The sequence below is a fragment of the Bacillus sp. EKM202B genome (genome assembly GCF_011066025.1).
GTDB classification, from domain to species: Bacteria; Bacillota; Bacilli; order Bacillales; family Bacillaceae_G; genus Bacillus_A; species Bacillus_A toyonensis.
On record NZ_JAAMNK010000019.1, the window covers coordinates 25465 to 49793 of the forward strand.

Here is a 24329-nt window from a genome sequence, read left to right on the forward strand (position 1 = left end):
CCTCCCTCTCCCTAGTAATCTTTTTTCCCTTGAATATGAGATATATCTTATATTCAAGGGAAAAAAGGAGATATGTTTCAACCATATCTCACTCTTTTAATTAGTTTGCACCGTAATAGTAATATAAGCCTTGCTCACGTTCACGATCGTTCAGAACAACGCCTAACAATTTACCTTTAGCCGATTCTAACAATCCTTTTGCTTTTACTGCTGTTTCCTTCTCAGTCGATTCACTACGAACGACAAGAATAGAAGCATCACATACATTTGCCATAATTTGTGCGTCGGTAACAGCTAAAATTGGCGGCATATCAAAAATCACTAAATCGTACATGCTGTATGCTTGTCCAAGAAGTTCTTTCATTGATTTCGAACCTAACAATTCTGCTGGATTTGGTGGGATTGGACCACATGCTAAAAAGCTTAGATTGTCTACAGATGTCGTTTGTACACATTTCTCTAAACGTTCACTATGTGTTAATACGTTCGTCAGTCCGAAAATATTATCTACTTGAAACATTTGGTGCATTGCTGGTTTACGCATATCTGCATCAATTAATAATACTTTCTTTCCTTGTTGAGCAAACACAACTGCCATATTAGCTGTCGTTGTCGTTTTCCCTTCACTTGGATTCGCCGATGTTACCATTAAAGAATGTAAATTCGTATCAATAGCTGCAAATTCGATATTCGTTCGAATATTACGATATTGCTCTGAAATTGGTGATTTCGGTTGTTGATGAGCAATTAATTGACGACGTTGACGATGATTTTTTTTCTTTTTAAATAAATTAAGAGCCAATTGTTTGTCCCCTCACTTTTCTTGATGATGGAGCGTGTGATTTCACGTTCAATGTTTCTTCATCCATACGAGCGACAATACCTAACACTGGTAAGCCAAGTAAGCTTTCTACATCTTCTTCTTTTTTCACTGTGTTATCTAAGTATTCTAGTAAGAATGCAAGACCAACTGAAGCCATTAAACCAACAACGAAAGCGATTGCTACATTTAACATTGGGCTTGGTTTAATTGGAGATTGATTTTCCGCAACTTCTGCCTTTGATAATACCGTTACGTTATCGACATTCATAATCTTCGCAACTTCACCTTTAAATACATCTGCTGTTGCATTAGCAATATCACGAGCCGCTTTCGGATCTTTGTCCTCAGCTGTTACAGAAATGACCTGTGAATCTTTTTCATTCGCAACATTAATCTTCTTTGTTAAAGCTTGTGCTGTCATATTTAAATTTAATTTTTCATTTACTTGATCTAAGATTACTGGACTTTTAATAATAACCTTATATGTATTTGTTAATTGAATATTCGTTTGAACTTCACCGGCTTGAATCATTGCACCCTCTTGTTTCTTCTGATTAACAAGAATTTGCGTCGAAGATTGATAGATTGGTGTCATAAAGAAGAAGCTAATGATAGCACTTACAATGGCTGCACCAAATGCGATTACGAGGATCATTGCTAAACGTTTTTTTAAGATATGAAATAACTCTTTTAGACTAATTGTTTCTTCCATAAGTCCCTCCAACTTTCTAAAATTTACACATAGGAAAAATTATAACATATAAATCTTGCATTTTTTATTTTTAATAATTCAGTTCTACATTTGTTCACAAGAAACAAGTTTAATCTTACAAAATAATCTTAAATATGACAACACATTCCAATGATTTCCCCAAAGTTTTATCATATCATGTTTTTTATAGTGTAAAACTTGATAAATAATTTTCAGAAAACAATAAAAAGCCAACAAAAAATTTTGTTGGCTTTTTCATATTTTAGTAATAACCATATTGCTCTTTTTCTTCTCTTTTATCGTTTAAAACAACACCTAGTAATTTTCCTGACGCTTTATCTAATATTTGTTTCGCTTTTACGATTTGATCTTTTTCTGTCTTTTCACTGCGTACAACGAGCACAATTCCATCACATTTATTCGCTAGTATTTGTGCATCCGTAACCGCAAGGACAGGTGGTGTGTCAATTAAAATAATATCAAACATGTTATATGCTTCTAGCAACGCTTCGTCCATTGCCCGGCTCCCTAATAATTCTGCTGGGTTTGGCGGGATTGGACCTGCTGCCATTAAATATACGTTCTCTATATCTGTTTTTTGAATGCATTGCATAAGATTTGCTTGTCCTGATAATAAGTTCGTTAACCCATTTGAACTATGAATAGCAAATAAGTTTTGTATCGTCGGCTTACGCAAGTCAGCTCCAATTAATAAAACTTTCTTTCCTTGTTGGCCGAAAACAACTGCTAAGTTTGCGATTGTCGTTGTCTTCCCATCACCTGGATCTGCCGAGGTAACGATAATAGAACGAACATGACTATCCACAGATGTAAATTCAATATTTGTACGAATGTTACGATATTGTTCTGTAATACGCGATTTAGGCTCTTTATGTGTAATTAATTGTCGTAATGATTTTCTTTTCTTTCTCCCGAACATATTCATAATCTCCTTTTGTGAAATGCGACATTTCCCTTTTCTCTCTCTTATGCTCGATTTCATACGTCTAATTAATATTTTGTATTGCTGATTTCCCCACATCTCATCATAATCAATAACATTCTACTTTGTCTTATATAAGTGCCTTAACAATATGACAATGTCCTTACTTCTTCAGTACCTTTATCGCTTATCCTATTTTCTAAATAAATGATAAAGTAATTATATGGTAATTTCCATCTATTGACAAGTAATTTTCTGATTAGTTTGTATATTATCGTTCCATCGCTATATAGCAGAAATAAAAAATCTCCTTGTACGTTCACAAGGAGATTTTTTTATTTTTTTCTCTATTCTTTTTTATCACCAATTGCAAATGTGATTTCAGCTTCACATGCAACTTCACCATCTACTGTCGCAATGGCTTTTCCTTTTCCGATCGGGCCACGTACACGTGTCATTTCAACTTCTAGGCGAAGTTGATCACCAGGGCGTACTTGTTTTTTGAAACGACAATTGTCGATACCTGCGAAGAAAGCAAGTCTTCCACGGTTTTCTTCTTTCTTTAATACAGCAACCGCTCCGACTTGCGCTAACGCTTCTACAATAAGTACGCCAGGCATAACTGCATAGTCAGGGAAGTGTCCATTAAAGAATTCTTCGTTTGCAGATACATTTTTAATTCCAACTGCTCTTTTTCCTTCATCTACTTCTAATATTTTATCAACAAGTAAAAATGGATAGCGGTGAGGAATGATTTCTTTAATTTGTTCTATATTTAGCATGTAATGATCGCCCCTTTTGTAATATTGGTCTTACCACTTGGACATATTGTTATTATCCCATTTTGTTTATCGTTTGTCATTACAAAGTGAATTTTTATATTTAGTATACTTACTTCTCCATATAAAAAAATGCACACACTCTATTCCCTTAAAATAGTTGCACATTCCTGCAACTGACACGGAGGTAGAAAAGAGTGTATGCCCAGATTAGGGAAAGGCAATATGTATTAAAACATTATTTGCCTTAATGTCGTATTCGACTCATTATATTATAAACGTTTTCAAATAAGGAAATATTAAATTTAACCATATATATGAATATTTCACCTGTTTCCTTCGTTTTTCTTTATTTTCCTCTCATTTTCGCAAAAAATCGAAATAAAAAAATAGAAAAATAAAAAAGAACTAAGGTTTACACCTTAGTTCTTTCTACTTTATCCAACCATTTGTGTGCTAATAATCAGTTGGGTGCCCCACTGATGAAAGTTTCACTTTATTTCAAAGCACGACGTGGTAATTTGTCGATATTCTCTAACATAATACCTGTACCAACCGCAACACATTGCATTGGGTTTTCAGCAATTAATACTGGTACCTTTAATTCTTCTGCAAGAAGCATGTCGATACCGTGTAGTAAAGCTCCACCGCCTGTTAAAATAACACCACGGTCGATAATGTCCGCAGATAGTTCTGGTGGTGTGCGCTCTAGTACGCCTTTTGCAGCTTGTACAATGATAGCCGCGTCTTCTTTTAGTGCTTCTGTAATTTCTTCAGAGCATACTGTAATTGTACGTGGTAAACCTGTTACCATGTCACGTCCACGAATTTCAAGCTCTTCACTACGTGCACCTGGGAATACTGTACCGACTTTAATTTTAATATTTTCTGAAGTACGTTCTCCAATTAATAGCTTATACTTACGTTTAACGTAGTTTAAGATCTCCATATCAAACTTATCGCCAGCCATTTTGATAGAAGAAGAGGTAACAATATCACCCATAGATAGTACAGCGATATCTGTTGTACCTCCACCAATATCAACAACCATGTTACCGCTTGGTTGGAAGATTTCCATACCAGCACCAACTGCGGCTACTTTTGGTTCTTCTTCTAAAAATACTGTTTTACCACCTGAACGTTCAGCAGCTTCACGAATTGCTTTTTGTTCTACTGATGTGATATTTGTTGGACAACAAATTAAAATGCGGGGTTTTGAAAAGAAGCTCTTTACGTCCAACTTGTTAATGAAATACTTTAACATCGCTTCTGTAATTTCGAAATCTGCGATTACACCATCTTTAAGTGGACGAATTGCTACAATATTACCAGGCGTACGTCCCACCATACTTCTTGCTTCTTCACCTACTGCTAATACTTTACCTGTATTACGATCAATTGCCACAACAGATGGCTCATTTAATACAATACCCTTACCTTTAACATGAATTAATACATTAGCCGTACCTAGGTCAATTCCGATATCTCGCGCAAACATTCCCGTCTTTTCCTCCTCGATATTCAAAATCAGGTTACACCCGAATTCTTTTACACCTAATTTCTGATTTTATCATAAATTTAACAGAAACGTAATATTCGCAAAAAGAATTCTTCTGAAAAATATTACCGAATGCACGCGGAATGTTTGCTAACGTATATTTATCTTATATTAACAGACGGTAAGACTCTCATCTCAAAATCAATCCGACGAGTTTAGAAGAGTTGAACGAAAGACAAAAATCCTGCAAACGCCCGATTGCTGAAGACTAATAATCAGTGAGGCATGCCCCACTGATTAAAGTTTCACTTTATTGACGTACAGGCTTTTCTACATCTTCTTTTCTATATTTTTGCTTTGTTGCTTCTCCCCCTCTTAAATGACGAATAGACTTATGATAATCAAGAATTTCTTTCACTTCATTTGCGAGCTCTGGGTTAATTTCTGGTAGACGTTCTGTTAAATCTTTATGGACTGTACTCTTTGATACCCCAAATTCCTTTGCAATTACACGCACTGTCTTTCTTGTCTCCACGATATACTTACCAATCTTGATAGTTCTCTCTTTGATGTAATCGTGCACACCACTCGCCTCCCTAAATTGGATGTGAGAAGTGTGAAATGAGCTTCGCTGCATACGACTAAGAAGTAAGTGTGAGTGCTGTTTGTAAGCGTTAAACATTCTTGGATTTATAATGAAATGATTCACGATTTCTCACCTCAAACACTCTCTTTGCTTTGGTTTATACCATTGTATTGCCCGCACTACTGATATATGCTACATGTTCACTATTTTTGCGGACTAAGTTAAGAAAAATTACGTTTTTTTGTGAGAAATACGTTAACAATGACTATTTTGGCAAAAAAATGACACCTCGTTTAAAAGGTGTCATTCTTCTCGATCATATTCTTCTTCTAACAATTGATGGTGGGGAACTTCCTTCTTACCGGCAATATAATAATACAAAGTAAATAAAACAAACAATAATATAATAGCAATCGACAGAACAAACAAAAACGACACAGTATCCCCTCCCTTTTGTAATATATATTCGAGAATCTCGTCATTTTTCCTTGTTATTGCAACTTTTTTCTCGAAATTGATTATTTTTATATAAAGTTCAACTAATAATCGGGCTTTTACGGGCAGTTAATCCCCCTAACCTTTGCTTTCGCTAAATTTTGAGATAGGGGTCTTACCGGCCGCAAATAGCAGGATAAAAATAAAAAAATCAGTTCTCCTAATGAGAACTGATTTTTTCACTTTCTTATTCTTGTGAAGAAGAATCGTTAGATGATTCTGTAGAACCATTTGTTGATTTTTCTTCTTTCTTCGTTTCTTCTTGTTTGCCGCTTGTCTCTTTATCACTAGTCGAACCACTTGTTGATTTCTCTTCTTTTTGAGACTTATCTTCTGTTTTACTTTCTGGTTTCGTGCTCGTTGACTTCTCTTCTTTTTGAGATTTGTCATCAGCTTTTTTACCAGAAGCATTCGTTGCCTTTGTAGCACCTGCATCAGCTTTAATTTCTGCTACTGATTTATTTAAGTAGCGCTCAGGGTTCACAGCCACATTGTCTTTACGTACTTCAAAGTGAACATGAGAACCTGCTTCTTTATTCATTGCACTTAGACCGGATTTTCCTAATACTTCACCTTGTGCAACTCTTGCACCTTTTTCTACTTTCACACTGCCTAAGCTTTGATAAGAAACTGCTACACCATTTCCACTATCAACTGTTACAACATAACCAAGAAGTGAATCTTTTTCAGCTTTCGTTACTGTACCACTTAAAGCAGCAGCAACATTGAACTCTTTTCCATTTTTCGCAGCAATGTCAATTCCTTTATTCGGGGAATATGTGTTGTTATAAAAAACAAGTGCTTTTTCTTGTTCCGCCTCAGTTGCTGCATCTTCATAGAATTTCTTCTGCACGACTACTTCCGCACTCGCGGCTGCTGGCATTTTTACTACTTCTGATGATTTCGTTACTGGTACTGCTGGATCTTCCGATTGTGTATACGGTGTTGCTTGATCTTGGTTCGGAGTCTTCTTCGGATTAGCTCCTTGGAACCATAGCGCAACCACTAGGATTACCGCTGCACAAGCAATGTATAGTGCCGGAAACACCCATCTTTTTTGAAATAAATGTACTACCTTTTGCGACTTTTTATTATTTCTTCCTCGCATTCCATCATCACCTCAGCAATCATTTTGAACAATATTCATGTATCCTATACAACGTATAACTAATTACTTTTCGACAAATTATGTAAAAATATGTATAGAAATTGTAAAATTTCCGAGGAAATGATGAAAAAAGAAAAAACTGAGCATTTTCAGCTCAGTTTTTAGTCCATCTGCTTCTTTTTATATACGATTAAACATGCAATAAGGGAAAGAATAAGCCACACTCCAACATTCAAGACATGTCCGCTAATGCTACTAAATCCCGCTCCCTCTACTAAGCTGTTAATCGCTTTGGCAATATGAGATGTTGGAAGATACTCGATCATCGTCTTAATTACTTTATTTTCAACCATCGGCTCAAATTGTACAGCTAAATACATCGTCATTAATATCGGCATTCCAATGAGTGATGTTTGCGGTACAGACTCAGCTAACAATCCAATCATTGTTCCAATCACAATAAATAGAATTGTTCCACATAAGAAAATAAATCCTAGTAATAAAAGATTTCCACCGAATTGATCCAAAATGAATAAGTTCACAATACAAATGCCCAACGTCAAACATGCTGTTAATATACTTTTCCCAAGAAGAACTTCAACAGAAGAAGCTGGTGATAGCATTAGCACACGTAACGTATGTTTTTCTTTTTCTTCTGCAATTACCATTGATTGAACAAACCCTGCAACAAATAGAAAGGCCATTAAAGTAATAATGCCAACCCCCATGCGCCCTTCTCCAAATCTGCTAAATATAAATGCAAATATAATTGGTAAAGATGCCATTAATAACACTTGTGAATTTGTCTTAAAATCTTGTACTTCTTTTCTAAAAATAGCTGATACACGTCGCATTGAAAATGTCATTATAATCCCCTCCCAGTAACTTCAATAAAGATATCGCCTAATGTTGGCTCATGTGAATGAATAGATAGTAATTCACCTTTTTTCATCCATTCTGAAATACGTTTTGCACCTAATTCATCTTTTTGCACGACTTCTTTTTGCTTATCTTTTAATACGACTTGTATTTGATCTTTCGCGTATTGTAAGCGAAGGTTTTCTGGTGTATCAAGTGCTACAATTTCTCCGCCGCACAGAAAGGCGATACGGTTACAAAGCGTTTCTGCTTCTTCCATATTGTGCGTCGTTAAGAAAATCGTCGTTCCTTCTTTATTTAAGTCTTTTAAGATTTTATGAATGTTTTGTACGTTAACTGGATCGAGTGCGGATGTTGGTTCGTCTAAGAAGAGGATATCTGGTTTATGAAGGATCGCTCTCGCTAGTGTGACACGCTGTTTCATTCCCTTTGATAGTTTCTTTACTAATGTTTTTTTATCATCTAATAAATTCACTTGTGCTAGCACTTCATCGATTCGTTCTTTTTTACAATCGTATAAGTCGCAAAATAATAGTAAGTTATCATAAATGCTAAGTCTTTCATATAAACCACTGTTGTCTGTTAAAATACCAATTCGTTTATAATCGATGCTACTTGGTCCTGTGATGTCTTTTCCTAGTACTCTTACTGTTCCAACACTATGAAGTAATTGAGAAGTTAATATTTTTACTGTTGTTGTTTTACCAGATCCACTCGGTCCGAGGAATCCGAAAATTTCTCCTTGCTTCACCTCAATATTTACATTTCGAAGTGCCGTTTTTTCGTTGAAACTTTTCATTACATCTTTCATTTCAATTGCCAATGTCATTTCGTCATCCCCTTTGTTTTTCTTTTATAGATGAAAGTCGCTTTAGCGCTTTTCGTTTGTATGTTTCGCTTTTCTTGACTCAATCATATGAAAAACAAAGGGTAGGCGCAGTAAAATACCGGTAAAAGGAGTATTTTTACCGGTGAATGAATCCTATTTCGATCCTATTGGAGCACTTTTATAGCCCAATTACACCTTTTAATTCATCCATTCGTCCTTTTGAAAGCGGAATTGAACTTTTCCTTTCGTCATCCAAAATTAAACTAAAACTGTTCCGTGTCCAAGTAATAACTTCTCGTACTCGTTGTAAATTAACGAGGTACGAACGATGACATCTAAAGAAACCGAATCCTGTTAATCTCGTTTCTAGTTCACTTAATGTTAATGCACATACGAAATCACCTTCACGCACATGAATATGTGTCACTCCATTTTGTGTTTCAATGAAATGAATTTCCATCGGATCAAGTAAAATGATTTTATCGTTCACTTTCGCTGGTATTCTTTCTAATTTCATCTGCGGAATCATTTGAACGACTTTTTCTTCATCGACTTCTCCCGCCTCTTCTTGCTCGATTTCGACCTTTTTCACACCATCGTTGTTTAATATGTATACATCTTCTGTTAATGAAAGAGCGTCTGATAGGAAAGAGGACGTAATAAAAATCGCCTTTCCTTTCTCTTTCATTTTCATAATTGCTTTTCGAATGATAATTGTACTTTCTGTATCTACATTTTGCTCCGGCTCTTCCAAAATAACTAAATCCGGATTATGAATCATTACTCGTCCAATATGAAGGCGACGTTTCTCTGAAAATGACAATTTTTCTACTTTCACGTTTAACTTATCTAGGAGACCAACACATTGTACAACTTCTTCTATACTTATCTTTGATTCATAAAGCCCTAACAAAAATTTAAAGTATTCCTTCACCTTCAAACGATCATATGCCTCATCTTTCAAAAAACAAAAACCGATGCGGGAATAATTTTTCTTTCCAATCGCTTCGCCTCCAAATAGCACATTGCCAGTTGAAGCTTCTTCTTCACCAATAATGATGCGATGCAACACTTTAGCTGTATGGTTATTACATTGCAAAACAACACATTGTCCTTTCTCAACCTCTAGCTCAATTACTGGTAACTGGTTCGTCTTCCCTAATTGTTTCAACTCCAGTAGCGCCATTTCGTCTCCCCCAAATGCTTTTTATCCTATTATACCAAACAATTAATGGAAAATTTTGATATTTTTATGAAACACTATAAAAAGAAGGCTATCCAAATGAACGGATAGCCTTATTCTCTATTTTTGTTCTACCATATAAGTTTTGAGTGAATCACGACGTGCTCTTTTTAAAAACTTATCTACAAATAATGAAAAAAGGAGCTAATCTTAATCAGCTCCTTTCACGTTCTACTTCTTCACCATCAGTTTTCCCTCATAATCATTCATCGTTTTTATTTCAACGCCTTTATAATAATGAGCGACGATATCTGTATATTTCTTACCTTCCGCTGCCATACCATTCGCACCGTATTGACTCATACCAACACCATGACCGAAGCCTTTCGTCGTGACAATGATTTTATTACCCTCTTGTTTCCAGGTAAAATCAGAAGAGCGCAAATCTAACTTTTCACGAACTTGTTTTCCTGTTAATGTTTTCCCTTGAAACGCTACATCCTTTACTCTTTTACCCTCCGTAAGATCTTTAATGTTTCCAACCTTTCCATCCGCCAGCACTTTCACACCGAGACGTTTTTGAAAATCAGCTACTGTGAACGTTTGCTCGCTTGTAAACTTTGGAGAGGCTTGATCCCACGGGCTATCTACACTTTTCAAATACGGATAATCATTTCCCCAATAATCAGCTGCATTCTCTGTTCGACCGTTACTCGTTGAGAAGAAAGACGCTGAAATCGGTTTGCCCTCATACGTTAAAACTTGTCCTGCGGTTTTAAAAACGGCTTCCTCGATTTTCTTTAAATTGTTTTCGTAGTTATTGCCCCATTGTTTTTTCAATTCCTCTTTGCTTTTGTACACTTGATCTTTCACCGTATCTACCACATCTGCATTGTTTTTCTTTTCTCCACTTAGCATACGCTGCACCACGAATGTTCTTGCTGCTAATGCCTGTGCCTTTAGCGCCTCTATTTCAAAACTGGCATTCATCTCAGAAGCTACTACACCGGTCACATATTCCTCCACAGGTAATGTTTCTACCTTCTTCTGTTGGTCGCGATATACAGCAACTTGAACTGCTGTATCCACTTTCCCTGGAGCTGGTATACTTTCTATCGCTGGAGGAGTTTTAGAAGCTGCTTCTTCTCCTATTTTTGCTTTCGCAAACGGAATTACAAGAGCAGCGGGTACAATGATAACGAGCGCTATTAAAAGCACTACTATAATGAAAAATGGCTTTGAAAATTTCATCCTATTCCCCCAATATAAAGTTGGCTTCCTTTCATTCTTATGGAACTACGGAATTTTTTAGAACATACTTGGGGGTATCGGTATAGACTGAAGTTTTAATGCGTTGGAGTCTTACTGCCCGTTAATGCGAGATAAAACGAAAATTTTCTAAATATTTTTACTGGTACGTGCATAAGTATAGAGTTTATTGACTATAACAGTAATAACCCAAAAAAAATAGCCTCTATATCAAAAGACATAGAGACTACTTCAATTAAGCGTGAAGATCAGAAACTTCTTGTTCTTTCACTTCTTCTACTTTTTCGTTTACACGTTCAATAGTTGCACCTAATGCAGCTAATTTCTTATGGAAGTCTACATAACCACGGTCAAGATGCTTTAATTCAGTTACACGAGTGTAACCTTCTGATACTAAACCAGCTAAGATTAATGCTGCAGCTGCACGTAAATCAGTTGCACCTACTTCAGCACCTTGTAAGCTGTTTGGACCGTTCATAATAACAGAACGACCTTCGATTTTAATATCAGCATTCATACGACGGAATTCTTCAACGTGCATAAAGCGGTTTTCGAATACCGTTTCTGTAATCATACTTGTTCCATCAGCTTGTAGTAATAATGCCATCATTTGTGATTGCATGTCTGTTGGGAAACCTGGGTGAGGCATAGTTTTAATATCAACCGCTTTTAACTTATCTGGGCCGATAACACGTACACCTTCATTTTCCTCAATAATTTTAACACCCATTTCTTCCATCTTCGCTGTAATTGAGCGTAAATGTTCTGGAACAGCATTTTCAATTAAGATGTCTCCACCAGTAATTGCTGCTGCAACCATGAATGTTCCCGCTTCAATACGGTCAGGAATAATAGAGTGGTTTCCACCATATAATTTCTCAACGCCTTCGATACGAATTGTTCCAGTTCCAGCTCCGCGTACTTTCGCTCCCATCGCATTTAAGAAGTTAGCTAAGTCAACGATTTCTGGTTCTTTCGCTGCGTTTTCAAGGATTGTTGTCCCTTTTGCTAATGTAGCTGCAGACATAATGTTTTCTGTCGCGCCCACGCTTGGGAAGTCTAAATAAATTTTAGCTCCTTTTAGTTCTCCCTCAACGTATGCCTCAACAAAACCGTTACCAACCTGTACTTTTGCTCCCATTGCTTCGAAGCCTTTTAAATGTTGGTCAATTGGACGTGAACCAATTGCACATCCACCTGGAAGTGCAATACGAGCACGACCGTTACGTGCTAATAATGGTCCCATTACTTGAACAGATGCACGCATTTTACGTACATATTCAAATGGTGCTTCAATGTTTAGCTCTTTAGAAGCATCGATTGTTACTTGGTTATTTTCAAATACGACTTCAGCATTTAAATGACGTAATACCTCATTAATTGTGTATACATCAGACAAAACTGGTACTTCAGATAGTACATTCTTTCCATCACTCGCTAATAGGGCTGCAGCGATTATAGGTAATACAGCATTTTTTGCGCCCTCAACACGCACTGTGCCGTTTAACCGCTTTCCGCCACGGACGATGATCTTTTCCAAATTATTCCCCTCCGTGTCCTTTTTTCAGTATCTATTCACTCAATACTCAGAAGTTATGATCGGTGTGCCAACCACAATTGTATCTTTGTTGTTTGTAGAACGTATTGCTATTTGCACATTTATTTTCTCTCTATTTGTTGAAAGAGCGTCATCCCACTTTTTATTGTATGCGGAGACTGACACAAATGCTCTTTCTTCTACTTGTTCGATCGCTCTTGCTGAAAGATCTTTCAAAACCTGATTGGTTTTATTTTGCAAAACACCTTCAATCTTATCATTCAGTACACCTTGAACACAAGTGTAAATTATAGGTTTTTCATTAAAAATTTTATTCATTTTCTGAACATACCTCGGGTCCCATTTCGCCCCACTTACTTCGAAAATAATGAAAGTGTTTTCTTTAGTATTTTCCTTACTCCAAGTTACTACTACTCGTTCTTCATATGAAGCAAACTTTTTATAGGATGTAGCTTTATATCCATCTGGAGATTGCTCTAATTCCCATTTTTGAATATTTGCCCTCTCCTTCACATCGTTTAACAATTTTTGAAACGTATGTATGTTAGAAATTGTTTTTGTTTCTCGCGCTAACCATGACCATTTTTCCACTTTAGCATCATTTTTCTCTAAAGCCTTAATCATGTTCTCCGTTTTCTGTTCATCGCTTATTGGTTTCATCTCTCTATATCCAACCAAAAAGAAAACAACACTCAACGCAACGATAAGAATGGCTTTAAGCTTCAATTTCATCCCCTCCTATCCCCATTGTTAACGGAGATATGAGGTTCTATACACTTACTTTACTAAATACGTTAAACTCTTTGAATAGCCTAAATAATCAAGGAAAAAGTTACTTACAGATGTCCCAATTGCAATTGTAATTAGGATGAGCAATACGCGCGTCTGCATCACTTTTCCAGCTTTCATTAAACGCTCAATGTGAATACCTTGTAAGGCCCACCACGTAATGGTAATAAACAATAAATGCGAAACGATGGCAATCAGTGCTTGTTGCCCTAAAAGTTGTGCCAAAAAATCGACCCCTTTTTACTTGGCTACTACTTACGAAAGAAAATAAAAACGATACCATAATAAGTAGGAGCCACACTTTTTCAAATGCAAATAAGCATTTTACATTTTACATCGTAAACTTCTCTCGAAAAAACGTATACCTATATGCATTTTCATTTGTGGCTAACACAAAATAAAAAGCGTAGAGTACCGACTCCACACCTTTTATTTTCACTATTGTACCACGTTCCCCAAGAAGAAGAAATCTTTCATTAATGGAAAATATTCATAAAAGAAATTGTATCCAATCATCGGCATAATCCCTAGTATTACAATCGAAATTGCACAAAGACTCATAACAACCTTTATATTTAATGGCAACCGAATTTTCTCTTCTACTTCTCCCGTCCGGAAAAACATTTGCTGTAAAATACGGAAATAATATACGAATGAAATGACTGTCGTACCCATCATAATAGAAGCTAGTACGTAATGAGCTGGCTCTACATGAAGTGCACCTAAAAAGATGTTAATCTTTCCGATGAAACCAGCTGTTCCTGGTATCCCAGCCAACGATAAAATAAAAATCGTCATCACAATCGCTGTAAATGGCGACCTTTTATATAGTCCGGTGAAAATAGTGATGTTTTCTTTGTCGCTTTGTAAGATTAAACCATGGATAATTGCAAATGTGCCTATATTCATAAGCATATACGCAAGCATGTAAAACCACATACTATCCATCGTAAATGGTGATAATGCCACAAGTGGAACGAGTAAATACCCCGCATGCGCTATGCCTGAATAGGCAAATAAACGTTTTACGTTGTATTGTTTTAATGCGACTACGTTCCCAATAATCATCGTAATACTTGCTAGAACCGCAATATATATACTCATACGCCCGTATAAAGATTCCATGTCTCCTTGCACCGATACACTTGCAAAAATCATAAGGAACAGACGAATAATGAGTAGGAACCCAGCAATTTTAGAAATCGTTCCAAGGAAAGCAGTAACAGGTGTAGCCGCCCCTTCATACACATCGGGTGCCCACATATGAAACGGTACTGTTGCAATTTTAAACGAGAGCCCAATGAGCAATAGTAGAAATGCGAGAGCTAGCAATAACTGAATACCACTAGTTAGCTCCCCGGTAAATACTTTTTGCATATCCACAATATTGGTTGAGCCTGTAATACCGTATAAATAACTCATTCCAAAGAGCGTAATCGCCGTTCCAATTCCTCCATTTATGACATATTTCATTGCCGCTTCATTTGATGCACGGTTCCTTTTTCGTATGCCTACTAAAACATAGGAAGAAAGTGATAGTAACTCTAAACCGACGAAAAGTGTAATAAAATCAACACTAGAAGCCATGAATATCGCCCCAAGAAGGGCCATTAAAAATAAGTAATAATATTCTCCCTTATCTTCAATTGGATTTTTCTTGTCATCGCTCATTGCAGTGCATAAGATGAGGGCCGCTCCGCCTAATAACAACGTTTTAAACCCTTTCGAAAATCCATCTAACACAAACGATCCATTTAAAATATCGCCTGCTGGTTCGCCGTATAGCGTAATTAATGACACAATTGCTAATACGACAGCGGCGATTGCACTAAGCGCTACATACCTATGGTTCAGCTTAAAAAACAAATCACATATGGAAAGAAGGATGGCAAACCCGAGAATAATGAATTCTGGCACCATGAGATGCCATGATAAGCTCAGCAACGTATCCATATCCATCCTACTTCACCCCCAATGTTTTCAATGTATTTTGAAGCGGATCCCCTAGTATTTCTGGCATTACTCCAATGGCAATAATACAGAAGATAAGCAATAGGACCGGGACGTACTCCCATCCGTGTATATCAGTTTTCGCTTCCCACTCTTTCTTACCAAATGTTACTTGAAGTGTCGCTCTTAATACGTACACAGCGGTTAAAATAATCCCAAGTACACCGACTGCAGCAATGACTGGCTCCCCTTGGAATAAGCCGAGAAAGGCAAGAAACTCACTCACAAATCCAGACATCCCCGGCAGTCCAAGCGATGCCATTCCTCCTGCCAGGAAGAAGCCGCTAAGTATTGGGACACTTTTTGCGAGTCCACCAAGCGCTGTAATATCCGACGTGCCAAAGCGCTGTTCTATAACACCAAGCAAGAAGAAGAGCAAGGCTGCAATTAAACCGTGCGAAACAACTTGGAATAGCGCCCCTTGTGTACCTGGCGCATTAAGTGCCGCAAGCCCCATCAAAACAATTCCCATATGCGAAATACTAGAGTAGGCGAGTACCTTCCTAAAATCCGTTTGGATGAGTGCTAAAAAGGCGCCGTACAATAAGTTGATTACTCCTAAAACCGCAATTAGCGTGGCAAACTCGCGAAAGTATTCCGGGAATAACCCCTTCCCGAAGCGAATCATCCCGTACACTCCAATCTTTAGCAAAACGCCCGCATGAAGCATAACTACAGCAGGGTGCGCTTCAATATGCACATTGACCATCCAGCGATGCAACGGGAAAATAGGTAGTTTAATTGCAAAGGCAATCATTATAGCAATAAACACACCAAGCTGTAAGCTACTCGGGACGACCTGTCCTCCCCCAGCACTTACACCTGTTAATATCTCTTTCAATTCCGCAATATTTGTCGTACCTGTTTTCGCGAACAAAATCGAAAAAACGATGAGCAAAATAGCTGATCCAATGCCGTTATATATTAAATAACTATATGCAGCCTTTTCACTCGACAATTTCCCCCACTTGCCAATTAATAAAAACATTGGTGGCAGTGTAATTTCAAAGAAAATAAAGAACAACATTAAATTTTTAGCAGCGAAGACGCCGAGCATCCCTATTTCTAGCATGAGCAATAGCATATAAAATGCTTTTAAATTTCTTTTAATGGAAAACGCTGCAATTGCTGCAAGCATCGCTAGAAGGGCTGTCAGCACCGTCATTACAAGTGACAAACCATCAATTCCAAGCTCGTAATAAATAGAAAACCATCTTTTATCCACCGCTGCAAAATCACCAAATTTAATCCATTTCACTTTTTCATCAAATAGCGATAGACTCTTTCCAGAAGCATATGTACAAGCGAGGACGGTAGCTATCCCAAATGGAAGCGCCGTCCCAAATAAACCGAGCGCTCGTACTGTACGCGATTCTTTTTTCGGTGTTAATACAAGTAATAGAATCCCTAAAAGTGGGGAGAAAATGAAGAACGTCAACAACATATCATTCATCGTAAATCCCCTCCCGTATATAGCAAAATAATGACGAGGACCGCGAGCGAAACTGCTGTTACAGTGCCGTACACTTGTACATTCCCGTTTTGAAGCCTCGACAAGGTGCCACTTACCCCTTTAACCAAACTTGCGATTAAAACAGCAATCCCTTCCACAACATATACTTCAAATAAACGAAGCACATGAGCGATTCCCTTCGTAATAGGAATCACTGTCATATTGTATAGTTCATCCACATAATATTTTTCTTTCAAGAGTTTATGAAGAAATGACCTTTCTCCTCCAGCCCAATTTTTTGAGATAGTTTTCTTTCCATATATGAAATACGCAAGGGCAATCCCCCCAAATGAAACGAGCGTCGCAACAATCATAATCCAAACTGGTCCATGTGCTTCTTCCACTTTAAATTCTATATCCTTCGTTAGCCAATCTCCGAGAAACGTTCCAAACCACGGTGTATTTATATATCCTGCTACTACCGCGAGAACCCCGAGAACAATCATCGGATACGTCATAATGCGCGGCGAGTCATGCACGTCTTCCTTCGTCTTCGCTTCCCCAGTAAAGACAAGAAAGTATAGGCGGAACATGTAGAATGCTGTTAGGAATGCGGCAAAGACTGCTAGAACAAATAAAAAGTAATTGCCACTCATCCAAGTTGCTGCCAAAATTTCATCTTTACTAAAAAAACCCGATAGAAGCGGAACTCCACTAATTGCAAGTGTACCTATTAAAAATAACGTACCCGTTACTTTCATCTTCTTCTGTAAACCGCCCATTTTGTTAATGTTTTGCGTATGCACAGCATGAATTACACTTCCCGCTGCCAAGAATAGTAACGCTTTAAAAAGGGCATGTGTCGTTAGATGGAATATACCCGCTACATAACCAGCAGAACCTAAGGCGAGCATCATATACCCAAGCTGGCTAACTGTAGAATAAGCAAGTACCCTCTTTATATCCGTCTGTACAAGACCGATAGAGGCCGCAAATATTGCGGTGAAAGCACCAACAATTGCCACCGTCTGCATTGCCACCGCACTTGCCGAAAATAGCGGGAACATCGTTGCTACTAAATATACACCGGCTGCGACCATCGTCGCCGCATGAATAAGTGCCGAAACAGGCGTTGGCCCCTCCATCGCATCAGGCAACCACGTATGAAGCGGAAATTGACCTGATTTCCCCATCGCCCCGATAAAAATTAATATCGCCGTTATCGTTATCATAGTCGGGGACAGATCGCCTGTATGAATCGCTCTAAAAATTGCGTCATACTCAAAACTACCTGCATGCCAAAAGATTAAAATCATCCCAATAAATAAACCAACATCCCCAATACGAGTCATAATAAAAGCCTTTTTCGCAGCAGCCTTCGCTTCTTCCTTAAAGAAATAAAAACCGATGAGTAAAAATGAACCAAGGCCCACTAACTCCCAAAATATATAAAGCTGTAACAAATTCGTCGATATAACAAGCCCGAGCATCGCAAATGTAAAGAGTCCTAAATATGCATAAAAAGTTGGTAATCTTGCGTCACCTTTCATATAACCTTTTGAATACACATGTACAAGTAAGCTCACAAGTGTAACGATAAATAACATTAAAGCCCCTAATGCAGTCACTTCAAAGCCAAATGATATATCAATATCTCCAGTTCTAAGCCATACCCATTTATGCTTCACTGTGACCTTCGAAAATCTTTCTATTAATACAAGTACCGCGAGTATAAAGGAGAGAGAGACGAAGAAAATACTAAGTACGCTGCTTCCTTCTCTAATTTTCTTCCCGAACATAATAAGTAAAAAAAACGAAACAAGCGGGAAAAGCGGTATGAGCCATGCATAATCGATCATTGTTTCCTTCCCCCTTTTCGGTCACAATGCTATCCTTTAAGCGTATCCATTTCATCTACATGAACTGTCGTGCGATTACGATACAAAGCAATTAAAATGGCGAGCCCTACCGCCGCCTCCGCTGCCGCTACAGCCATCGTAAACAGCGAGAAGATTTGCCCTGTTAAATTCGGGAACAAACCTAATTTACTAAACGCCACTAAATTTAAATTGGCAGCATTTAGCATTAATTCGATACAAACTAATACGATTACTGTGTTTCGCTTCGTTAAAGCTCCAAATAAACCGATGCAAAACAAAATAATCGCAAGTGTTAAATACGCAGAAGCTGGAACGCTACTCATTGGAATCCTCCTCTTTCTCATCCTTCTTCGCAAGTATAATCGCGCCAACAAGTGCTACAAGTAAAATAACCGAGGTTAACTCAAATGGAATAATGTATTTCGAATAGAGAAGTGTACCGATTTGAAGTGTGTTTTTTTCATGGAGAGGTAAACTTCCTTGTGTGCTTTCATTTGAAAAATCGATACTATTAACAGCGAAATACATAACTGCCCCAAATGCTACAACTGCAAAGAAGATAATCCATTTTCGAAGAGTAAGACGTGATTCATTTTCCGCATTATGTTTCGTTAACATAATGCCAAAAATCATAATAATTGTGATTGCACCAGAGTAAAGTAAAATTTGTGCAACTCCGATAAACTCGGCCGATAAAAGAAAGTACAAACCTGCAATGCTGAGAAATGTCAGAACGAGAGCTAGCATCATATGCATTACTTTCGTTAAGTTCAACATGAGAACACCACCGATAATTGCAGACAAGGATAGTATAAAGAATGCTACAAACTCGCCATTCATGCTTTATTCTCCTTCCTGACGTTTTCATCGTTTTCGTCGAGCCACTGCAAATTTTTAAATAAATCATCACGTGAATATGCTGCGAGTTCAAAGTTATTTGTCATAACAATTGCCTCTGTCGGGCAAACTTCTGTACATAAATCGCAAAGTATACAAATTTCAAAATTAATATCATACGTATCAATAATTTTCCCTTTTTTCGTAGGGTCAGGATGTTTCTTTCCCGTCAATTGAATGCAATCTGTCGGACAAATGTTAGAACACTGATTACAAACAATACATTTCTCAGGATAAAACTTTTGAATCCCTCTAAAGCGATCTGGCAATGGCAACGGCTGATTTGGATAATCATACGTCACCTTTTTCTTACTCAAATTACTCAGCGTATATTTTAAACCTTTAAATAACCCTTTCATCTCTTACTGGCACCCCCTTCATAGATTAGAAGAATAGCTCCTTAATCAATGCCGTTAAGAAAATATTTGCAAGTGCGATTGGTAATAATACTTTCCAGCCAAACTCCATTAACTGGTCACCCCTTATACGCGGGAACGTAACGCGGAACCAAATTAATAGAAAGACTACACTGCTAAATTTCAAAGCAAACCATACAGCACCTGGAATAAATCCAAGAAACATAACTGGGTTCCAGCCGCCTAAAAAAAGTACTGTAATTAAAGATGCCATTCCGAAGAAATATACATACTCTGAAAGCATGAAAAACGCCCAGCGAAAACCTGAGTATTCCGTATGATATCCAGAAACAAGTTCTGACTCCGCTTCTGGTAAATCAAACGGTGTCCTATTTAACTCTGCTACTGCTGCGATTAAGAAAACGACGAATCCAATTGGCTGTACGAAAATGTACCAAACTTTCTCCTGCGCCGCTACAATCTCATTTAGATTCAAGCTACCAGCTAGCAAAACGATACCAATTACGCTCATTACGAGCGGAATTTCATAAGAAATCATTTGCGCCGCCGCGCGCATCCCTCCTAAAAGGGAATATTTATTATTTGATGCCCACCCCCCAGTTACGACACCAATTGTCGTAATCCCAGAAACAGCAATGTAATACAGCAATCCGACACCAATATCCGCGAACTGAAATTTATCGGTAAACGGGATAACCGCAAGTACCATAAATGCTGGCGCAAATGCAATGACAGGTGCTAATATGAACAACGGTTTATCTGCAGCTTTCGGAATACTATCTTCTTTCAATAATAGTTTCAAAACATCAGCTACCGTTTGCAGTAAACCGAACCGCCCTCCAACTTGATTTGGCCCAATCCGGCCTTGCATAAATCCCATCACTTTCCGTTCTGCCAAAATACCATATGTAACGAAGCCAAGGACTGCAAATAGTAGAAGCACTGCTAATCCGAAAAAAATGAAGAAATTCGTCCAGCTTGAAGGTGATTGTAAGAGCGTCTCAATCATTAGCCATCGACCTCCCCAAGTACAATATCGACTCCACCTAAAATCGTAATTAAATTGGCGATGTTTTCACCCTTCAATAACTTCGGTAAAATTTGCAAGTTATAAAAAGAAGGTCTGCGGAATTTCAGACGATATGGCTCTTTCTTTCCGTCACTAGCGATATAGCAACCAATCTCCCCGCGTGGTGATTCTATACGGACAAACGCTTCCCCCTTAGGCGCCTTAATAATTTTCGGCACTTTCGCCAGTACGGCTCCGTCCTTCGGAAACTGCTGGACTGCTTGCTCTACAATTTTTAACGACTCTTCAATTTCCTCCATTCGGCAAACGTAGCGATCCCAAGCATCTCCCACGCTCCCAACAGGAATATCAAAATTAAAACGATCATAAATCGAATACGGCTCATCTTTGCGAAGATCCCAGTTTACTCCGGTGCACCGCAAATTCGCTCCGCTTAAAGAATACGAAATTGCTTCTTCCGCGCTATATATGCCAACGCCCTTCACGCGATTCAAGAAAATCTCATTACCACTAACAAGGTCGTGATAACCTGCCAATTGCTCTCTCATGTATGGAACAAACTCTTCCACTTTTTCAATCCAACCATCCGGCGCATCCCACTTCACACCGCCAACTCTCATATAGTTAAAAGTAAGCCGTGCCCCGCATAATTCATTTAATAAATTTATAATCATCTCTCGTTCACGAAATGCGTACAAAAACGGGCTGACCGCTCCTATATCAAGAAGATTTGTACCCCACCAAACGAGATGGCTCGCAATTCTTCCCAGCTCCATCGCAAGTACTCGCAAGTATTCGGCACGCTCCGGAATTTCAAGTCCCATCATCGTCTCTACAGCATGGCAAATGACGTAATTATTCGTCATTGCTGATAAATAGTCCATTCGATCTGTGTAAGGGATAATTTGCGTATACTGTAAGCTCTCAGCGATCTTTTCAGTCCCGCGATGCAAATACCCAATAACCGGTGTAGCTTCTTTAATAATTTCACCGTCAATCTTAATAACAAGCCTGAAAACACCGTGTGTACTCGGATGCTGAGGTCCTACATTCAAAAGCATTTCTTCCGTACGAATCATAAGTTACACCTCCACATCATACGGTTCATAATCTTTCCTAAGCGGATACCCTACCCAATCATCAGGCATTAAAATACGCGATAAATTCGGATGTCCCTTAAATGCAATGCCTAGCAGATCATACGCTTCTCGCTCCGGCCAGTCAGCCCCTTTCCACAGCTCTGTTACCGATTCAACTTGCGGCACTTCTCTATCCAGCTTTACCTTCACCGCTACAGACTGTTTCTTTCCATATGAAAATAAATGAACATACACTTCCATATGAGTCACAAAATCTGTCGCATGTAGCTCTGACATATAATCAAAAGCAAGTCCCTCATGGAATCGTAGTAACTCCATCACCTCATAATATTTTGAAGGATCCACCACAAGAGTTGGTACATCTTTTGAAAGTTTATTAATATAGGAATCTACTAATGTGCTACCTCCTAATTTACCCCTAATAACCTCAACATACTGATTGAGATACGGCTGATTAACGGACGGTTCTTCTTGCTTCGGTACATCTTCCTTTTCACTTTCAGCACCCTTCGTCTTCGCCCTTGCCGCCGCAGCCGCTTTCGCCTTCGCTGCTGCAATTGCCTTCGCCTTTTCATCTCCCAAATTTCCATCACCTTGCGAAGCTTTCTGTTTCGCTAGCGCCGCTGCTTTTGCTTTCGCAGCTGCCACGGCCTTCGCCTTCGCTTTAGCCTTTTCTTCTTCCGTTACCTCTTCTGTTCCTTCTCTTTTTTGCTTCGCTAGCGCCGCCGCTTTTGCTTTCGCAGCTGCGGCTGCCTTCGCCTTCGCTTTGGCCTTTTCTTCTTCCGTTACTTCTTCTGTTCCTTCTCTTTTTTGCTTCGCTAATGCTGCCGCTTTTGCTTTCGCAGCTGCGGCTGCCTTCGCCTTCGCTTTGACCTTTTCTTCTTCCGTTACTTCTTCTGTTCCTTCTCTTTTTTGCTTCGCGAGCGCCGCTGCTTTTGCTTTCGCTGCTGCGGCTGCACGTTGTTTTGCTTCTTCTACAGTCATTCCATCATTTTTTGGTAGCGCTTTCTCTTTTTCTTGATTTTCTCCCTCAAGTCCACTTATTTCCGCATCATGTTTCGCAACAAGACGTTTTCTTGCTTCTTCTTTTGCGCGCCTAGCAGCTTCTCTTTTCAGATCCTCTAAATCTTTATTTGGATTACTCATTTATTCGTCACCTGCTTCCCTGTCTTTGCCTCGTAACGAATTTTCTCTTTCAACTTATTAATTCCATAAATTAAAGCTGCAGGGTTTGGTGGGCATCCAGGAATATACACATCAACTGGTACAATTTGATCTACACCTTTCACAACAGCGTACGAATTCACATACGGACCACCAGCAGTCGCACAAGATCCCATCGCAATAACCCATTTCGGTTCAGGCATTTGATCATATAAACGCCTAACAATAGGAGCCATCTTCTTCGTTACCGTTCCCGACACAATCATGACATCTGATTGCCTTGGTGAAGTCCGAAAAAATGACCCAAATCGATCTAAATCGTAATGTGATGAACCTACTCCCATCATTTCAATCGCACAGCATGCCAGTCCGAATGTCATCGGCCATAAAGAATTACTCCTCGCCCACCCTTTTAACTGCTCCAATGTAGAAAAAAAGATATTTCTCTCTAATTCCGCTCGCTCATTTGGATGTAGTGCCTCAAAATTTATAACCATTGTAACACCTTCTTTTTCCAAGCATAAGCTAATCCAACTAGCAACATTACAACAAAGATGAGCATTTCAATTAATGCAAATAAACCTAGCTTGTCATATGCAACAGCCCATGGATATAGAAATAAAGTTTCTACATCAAAGATGACAAACAATAAAGCGAAAATATAGTAACGAGCATGAAACCGAATATTTGCATCATGAAAAGGCTCAATTCCACTCTCATACGTCGTCGCTTTTGCTGCACTTGGTTTGTTTGGGCGCAGCATCCTTCCTAATGTAAGAGCCACTACCGGCAGTAATATGCCTACTAGCAAGAAAATCAAAACGATCATATAACTATTTTCATATACACTTGCCATTGTGAAACCCTCCCCCCTAAATTAAGAACAAGTTCACTTAGTAAACAATATGTCCCAGTTGCGACAAATATTATTTTTAAATTTTTCTAAATAATTAAACTATTTTATTTA

The 24329-nt window shown here is 38.3% G+C and carries 26 protein-coding genes; all 26 read right to left on the reverse strand.

The window, feature by feature from the left end; genetic code table 11:
- Nucleotides 1-100: 100 nt before the first annotated feature.
- Nucleotides 101-802 (reverse strand): CpsD/CapB family tyrosine-protein kinase, encoded by a 702-nt coding sequence (locus G9F74_RS20345; RefSeq protein WP_016107287.1) that lies wholly within the window; start codon nucleotides 800-802, stop codon nucleotides 101-103.
- The gene (locus G9F74_RS20350; protein WP_016107288.1) at nucleotides 792-1535 is read right to left on the reverse strand and encodes a YveK family protein; all 744 of its coding nucleotides are present in this window, start codon (nucleotides 1533-1535) and stop codon (nucleotides 792-794) included. The genes G9F74_RS20345 and G9F74_RS20350 overlap by 11 nt, the downstream gene beginning before the upstream one ends.
- Nucleotides 1536-1797: 262 nt before the next feature.
- Nucleotides 1798-2475 (reverse strand): CpsD/CapB family tyrosine-protein kinase, encoded by a 678-nt coding sequence (locus G9F74_RS20355; RefSeq protein WP_016107289.1) that lies wholly within the window; start codon nucleotides 2473-2475, stop codon nucleotides 1798-1800.
- Between the two features lie 350 nt (nucleotides 2476-2825).
- On the reverse strand, nucleotides 2826-3260 hold the full coding sequence (gene fabZ, locus G9F74_RS20360; RefSeq protein WP_000931959.1) for a 3-hydroxyacyl-ACP dehydratase FabZ: 435 nt from the start codon (nucleotides 3258-3260) through the stop codon (nucleotides 2826-2828).
- A gap of 493 nt (nucleotides 3261-3753) precedes the next feature.
- A complete protein-coding gene (mreB, locus tag G9F74_RS20365; RefSeq protein ID WP_000457991.1) occupies nucleotides 3754-4755 on the reverse strand; it encodes a rod shape-determining protein in 1002 nt (333 codons plus the stop codon).
- Between the two features lie 310 nt (nucleotides 4756-5065).
- Nucleotides 5066-5338 carry a sporulation transcriptional regulator SpoIIID gene (gene spoIIID, locus G9F74_RS20370; protein WP_000544012.1) on the reverse strand — a complete coding sequence of 91 codons (273 nt, stop codon included), beginning with the start codon at nucleotides 5336-5338 and terminating at the stop codon, nucleotides 5066-5068.
- 306 nt (nucleotides 5339-5644) lie between these two features.
- Nucleotides 5645-5779: a hypothetical protein gene (locus G9F74_RS20375; RefSeq protein WP_000008898.1), complete on the reverse strand. Its 135-nt coding sequence runs from the start codon at nucleotides 5777-5779 to the stop codon at nucleotides 5645-5647.
- Nucleotides 5780-6023: 244 nt separating this feature from the next.
- The gene (spoIIQ, locus tag G9F74_RS20380; protein WP_016107290.1) at nucleotides 6024-6944 is read right to left on the reverse strand and encodes a stage II sporulation protein SpoIIQ; all 921 of its coding nucleotides are present in this window, start codon (nucleotides 6942-6944) and stop codon (nucleotides 6024-6026) included.
- A 161-nt stretch (nucleotides 6945-7105) separates the two neighbouring features.
- The gene (locus tag G9F74_RS20385; RefSeq protein WP_000144457.1) at nucleotides 7106-7810 is read right to left on the reverse strand and encodes an ABC transporter permease; all 705 of its coding nucleotides are present in this window, start codon (nucleotides 7808-7810) and stop codon (nucleotides 7106-7108) included.
- Complete coding sequence (locus G9F74_RS20390) at nucleotides 7810-8652, reverse strand: ABC transporter ATP-binding protein (protein ID WP_000170852.1); 843 nt, start codon at nucleotides 8650-8652, stop codon at nucleotides 7810-7812. The genes G9F74_RS20385 and G9F74_RS20390 overlap by 1 nt, the downstream gene beginning before the upstream one ends.
- Nucleotides 8653-8830: 178 nt before the next feature.
- Nucleotides 8831-9838, reverse strand: a complete 1008-nt coding sequence (locus G9F74_RS20395) for a LytTR family transcriptional regulator DNA-binding domain-containing protein (RefSeq protein WP_016107291.1) — start codon at nucleotides 9836-9838, stop codon at nucleotides 8831-8833.
- 228 nt (nucleotides 9839-10066) lie between these two features.
- Nucleotides 10067-11086, reverse strand: coding sequence for a stage II sporulation protein D (gene spoIID, locus G9F74_RS20400; RefSeq protein ID WP_016107292.1), 1020 nt, complete (start codon nucleotides 11084-11086; stop codon nucleotides 10067-10069).
- Nucleotides 11087-11339: 253 nt separating this feature from the next.
- On the reverse strand, nucleotides 11340-12644 hold the full coding sequence (gene murA / locus G9F74_RS20405; protein WP_000411271.1) for a UDP-N-acetylglucosamine 1-carboxyvinyltransferase: 1305 nt from the start codon (nucleotides 12642-12644) through the stop codon (nucleotides 11340-11342).
- Between the two features lie 39 nt (nucleotides 12645-12683).
- Entirely contained in the window at nucleotides 12684-13388 is a 705-nt protein-coding gene (locus G9F74_RS20410; RefSeq protein WP_016107293.1) for a YwmB family TATA-box binding protein, read from the reverse strand.
- Between the two features lie 51 nt (nucleotides 13389-13439).
- Nucleotides 13440-13676: a DUF1146 family protein gene (locus G9F74_RS20415; RefSeq protein ID WP_016107294.1), complete on the reverse strand. Its 237-nt coding sequence runs from the start codon at nucleotides 13674-13676 to the stop codon at nucleotides 13440-13442.
- 213 nt (nucleotides 13677-13889) lie between these two features.
- Complete coding sequence (gene nuoN, locus G9F74_RS20420; protein ID WP_016107295.1) at nucleotides 13890-15404, reverse strand: NADH-quinone oxidoreductase subunit NuoN; 1515 nt, start codon at nucleotides 15402-15404, stop codon at nucleotides 13890-13892.
- Between the two features lie 7 nt (nucleotides 15405-15411).
- Nucleotides 15412-16914 carry an NADH-quinone oxidoreductase subunit M gene (locus G9F74_RS20425; protein ID WP_016107296.1) on the reverse strand — a complete coding sequence of 501 codons (1503 nt, stop codon included), beginning with the start codon at nucleotides 16912-16914 and terminating at the stop codon, nucleotides 15412-15414.
- The gene (gene nuoL / locus G9F74_RS20430; RefSeq protein ID WP_016107297.1) at nucleotides 16911-18773 is read right to left on the reverse strand and encodes an NADH-quinone oxidoreductase subunit L; all 1863 of its coding nucleotides are present in this window, start codon (nucleotides 18771-18773) and stop codon (nucleotides 16911-16913) included. Before nuoL ends, G9F74_RS20425 begins: the two co-directional genes overlap by 4 nt.
- A gap of 29 nt (nucleotides 18774-18802) precedes the next feature.
- On the reverse strand, nucleotides 18803-19117 hold the full coding sequence (gene nuoK / locus G9F74_RS20435) for an NADH-quinone oxidoreductase subunit NuoK (RefSeq protein ID WP_000100078.1): 315 nt from the start codon (nucleotides 19115-19117) through the stop codon (nucleotides 18803-18805).
- Nucleotides 19110-19634, reverse strand: a complete 525-nt coding sequence (locus G9F74_RS20440) for an NADH-quinone oxidoreductase subunit J (RefSeq protein WP_001012818.1) — start codon at nucleotides 19632-19634, stop codon at nucleotides 19110-19112. The genes nuoK and G9F74_RS20440 overlap by 8 nt, the downstream gene beginning before the upstream one ends.
- Entirely contained in the window at nucleotides 19631-20050 is a 420-nt protein-coding gene (nuoI, locus tag G9F74_RS20445) for an NADH-quinone oxidoreductase subunit NuoI (RefSeq protein ID WP_000677189.1), read from the reverse strand. The genes G9F74_RS20440 and nuoI overlap by 4 nt, the downstream gene beginning before the upstream one ends.
- 25 nt (nucleotides 20051-20075) lie before the next feature.
- A complete protein-coding gene (gene nuoH, locus G9F74_RS20450; protein ID WP_000573426.1) occupies nucleotides 20076-21077 on the reverse strand; it encodes an NADH-quinone oxidoreductase subunit NuoH in 1002 nt (333 codons plus the stop codon).
- On the reverse strand, nucleotides 21077-22177 hold the full coding sequence (gene nuoD / locus G9F74_RS20455) for an NADH-quinone oxidoreductase subunit NuoD (protein WP_000621442.1): 1101 nt from the start codon (nucleotides 22175-22177) through the stop codon (nucleotides 21077-21079). The genes nuoH and nuoD overlap by 1 nt, the downstream gene beginning before the upstream one ends.
- 3 nt (nucleotides 22178-22180) lie before the next feature.
- Entirely contained in the window at nucleotides 22181-23344 is a 1164-nt protein-coding gene (locus tag G9F74_RS20460; RefSeq protein WP_016107298.1) for an NADH-quinone oxidoreductase subunit C, read from the reverse strand.
- Nucleotides 23341-23859 (reverse strand): NADH-quinone oxidoreductase subunit NuoB, encoded by a 519-nt coding sequence (nuoB, locus tag G9F74_RS20465; RefSeq protein WP_000236327.1) that lies wholly within the window; start codon nucleotides 23857-23859, stop codon nucleotides 23341-23343. Before nuoB ends, G9F74_RS20460 begins: the two co-directional genes overlap by 4 nt.
- Nucleotides 23850-24218 (reverse strand): NADH-quinone oxidoreductase subunit NuoA, encoded by a 369-nt coding sequence (nuoA, locus tag G9F74_RS20470; protein WP_000179277.1) that lies wholly within the window; start codon nucleotides 24216-24218, stop codon nucleotides 23850-23852. The genes nuoB and nuoA overlap by 10 nt, the downstream gene beginning before the upstream one ends.
- Between the last annotated feature and the right edge of the window lie 111 nt (nucleotides 24219-24329).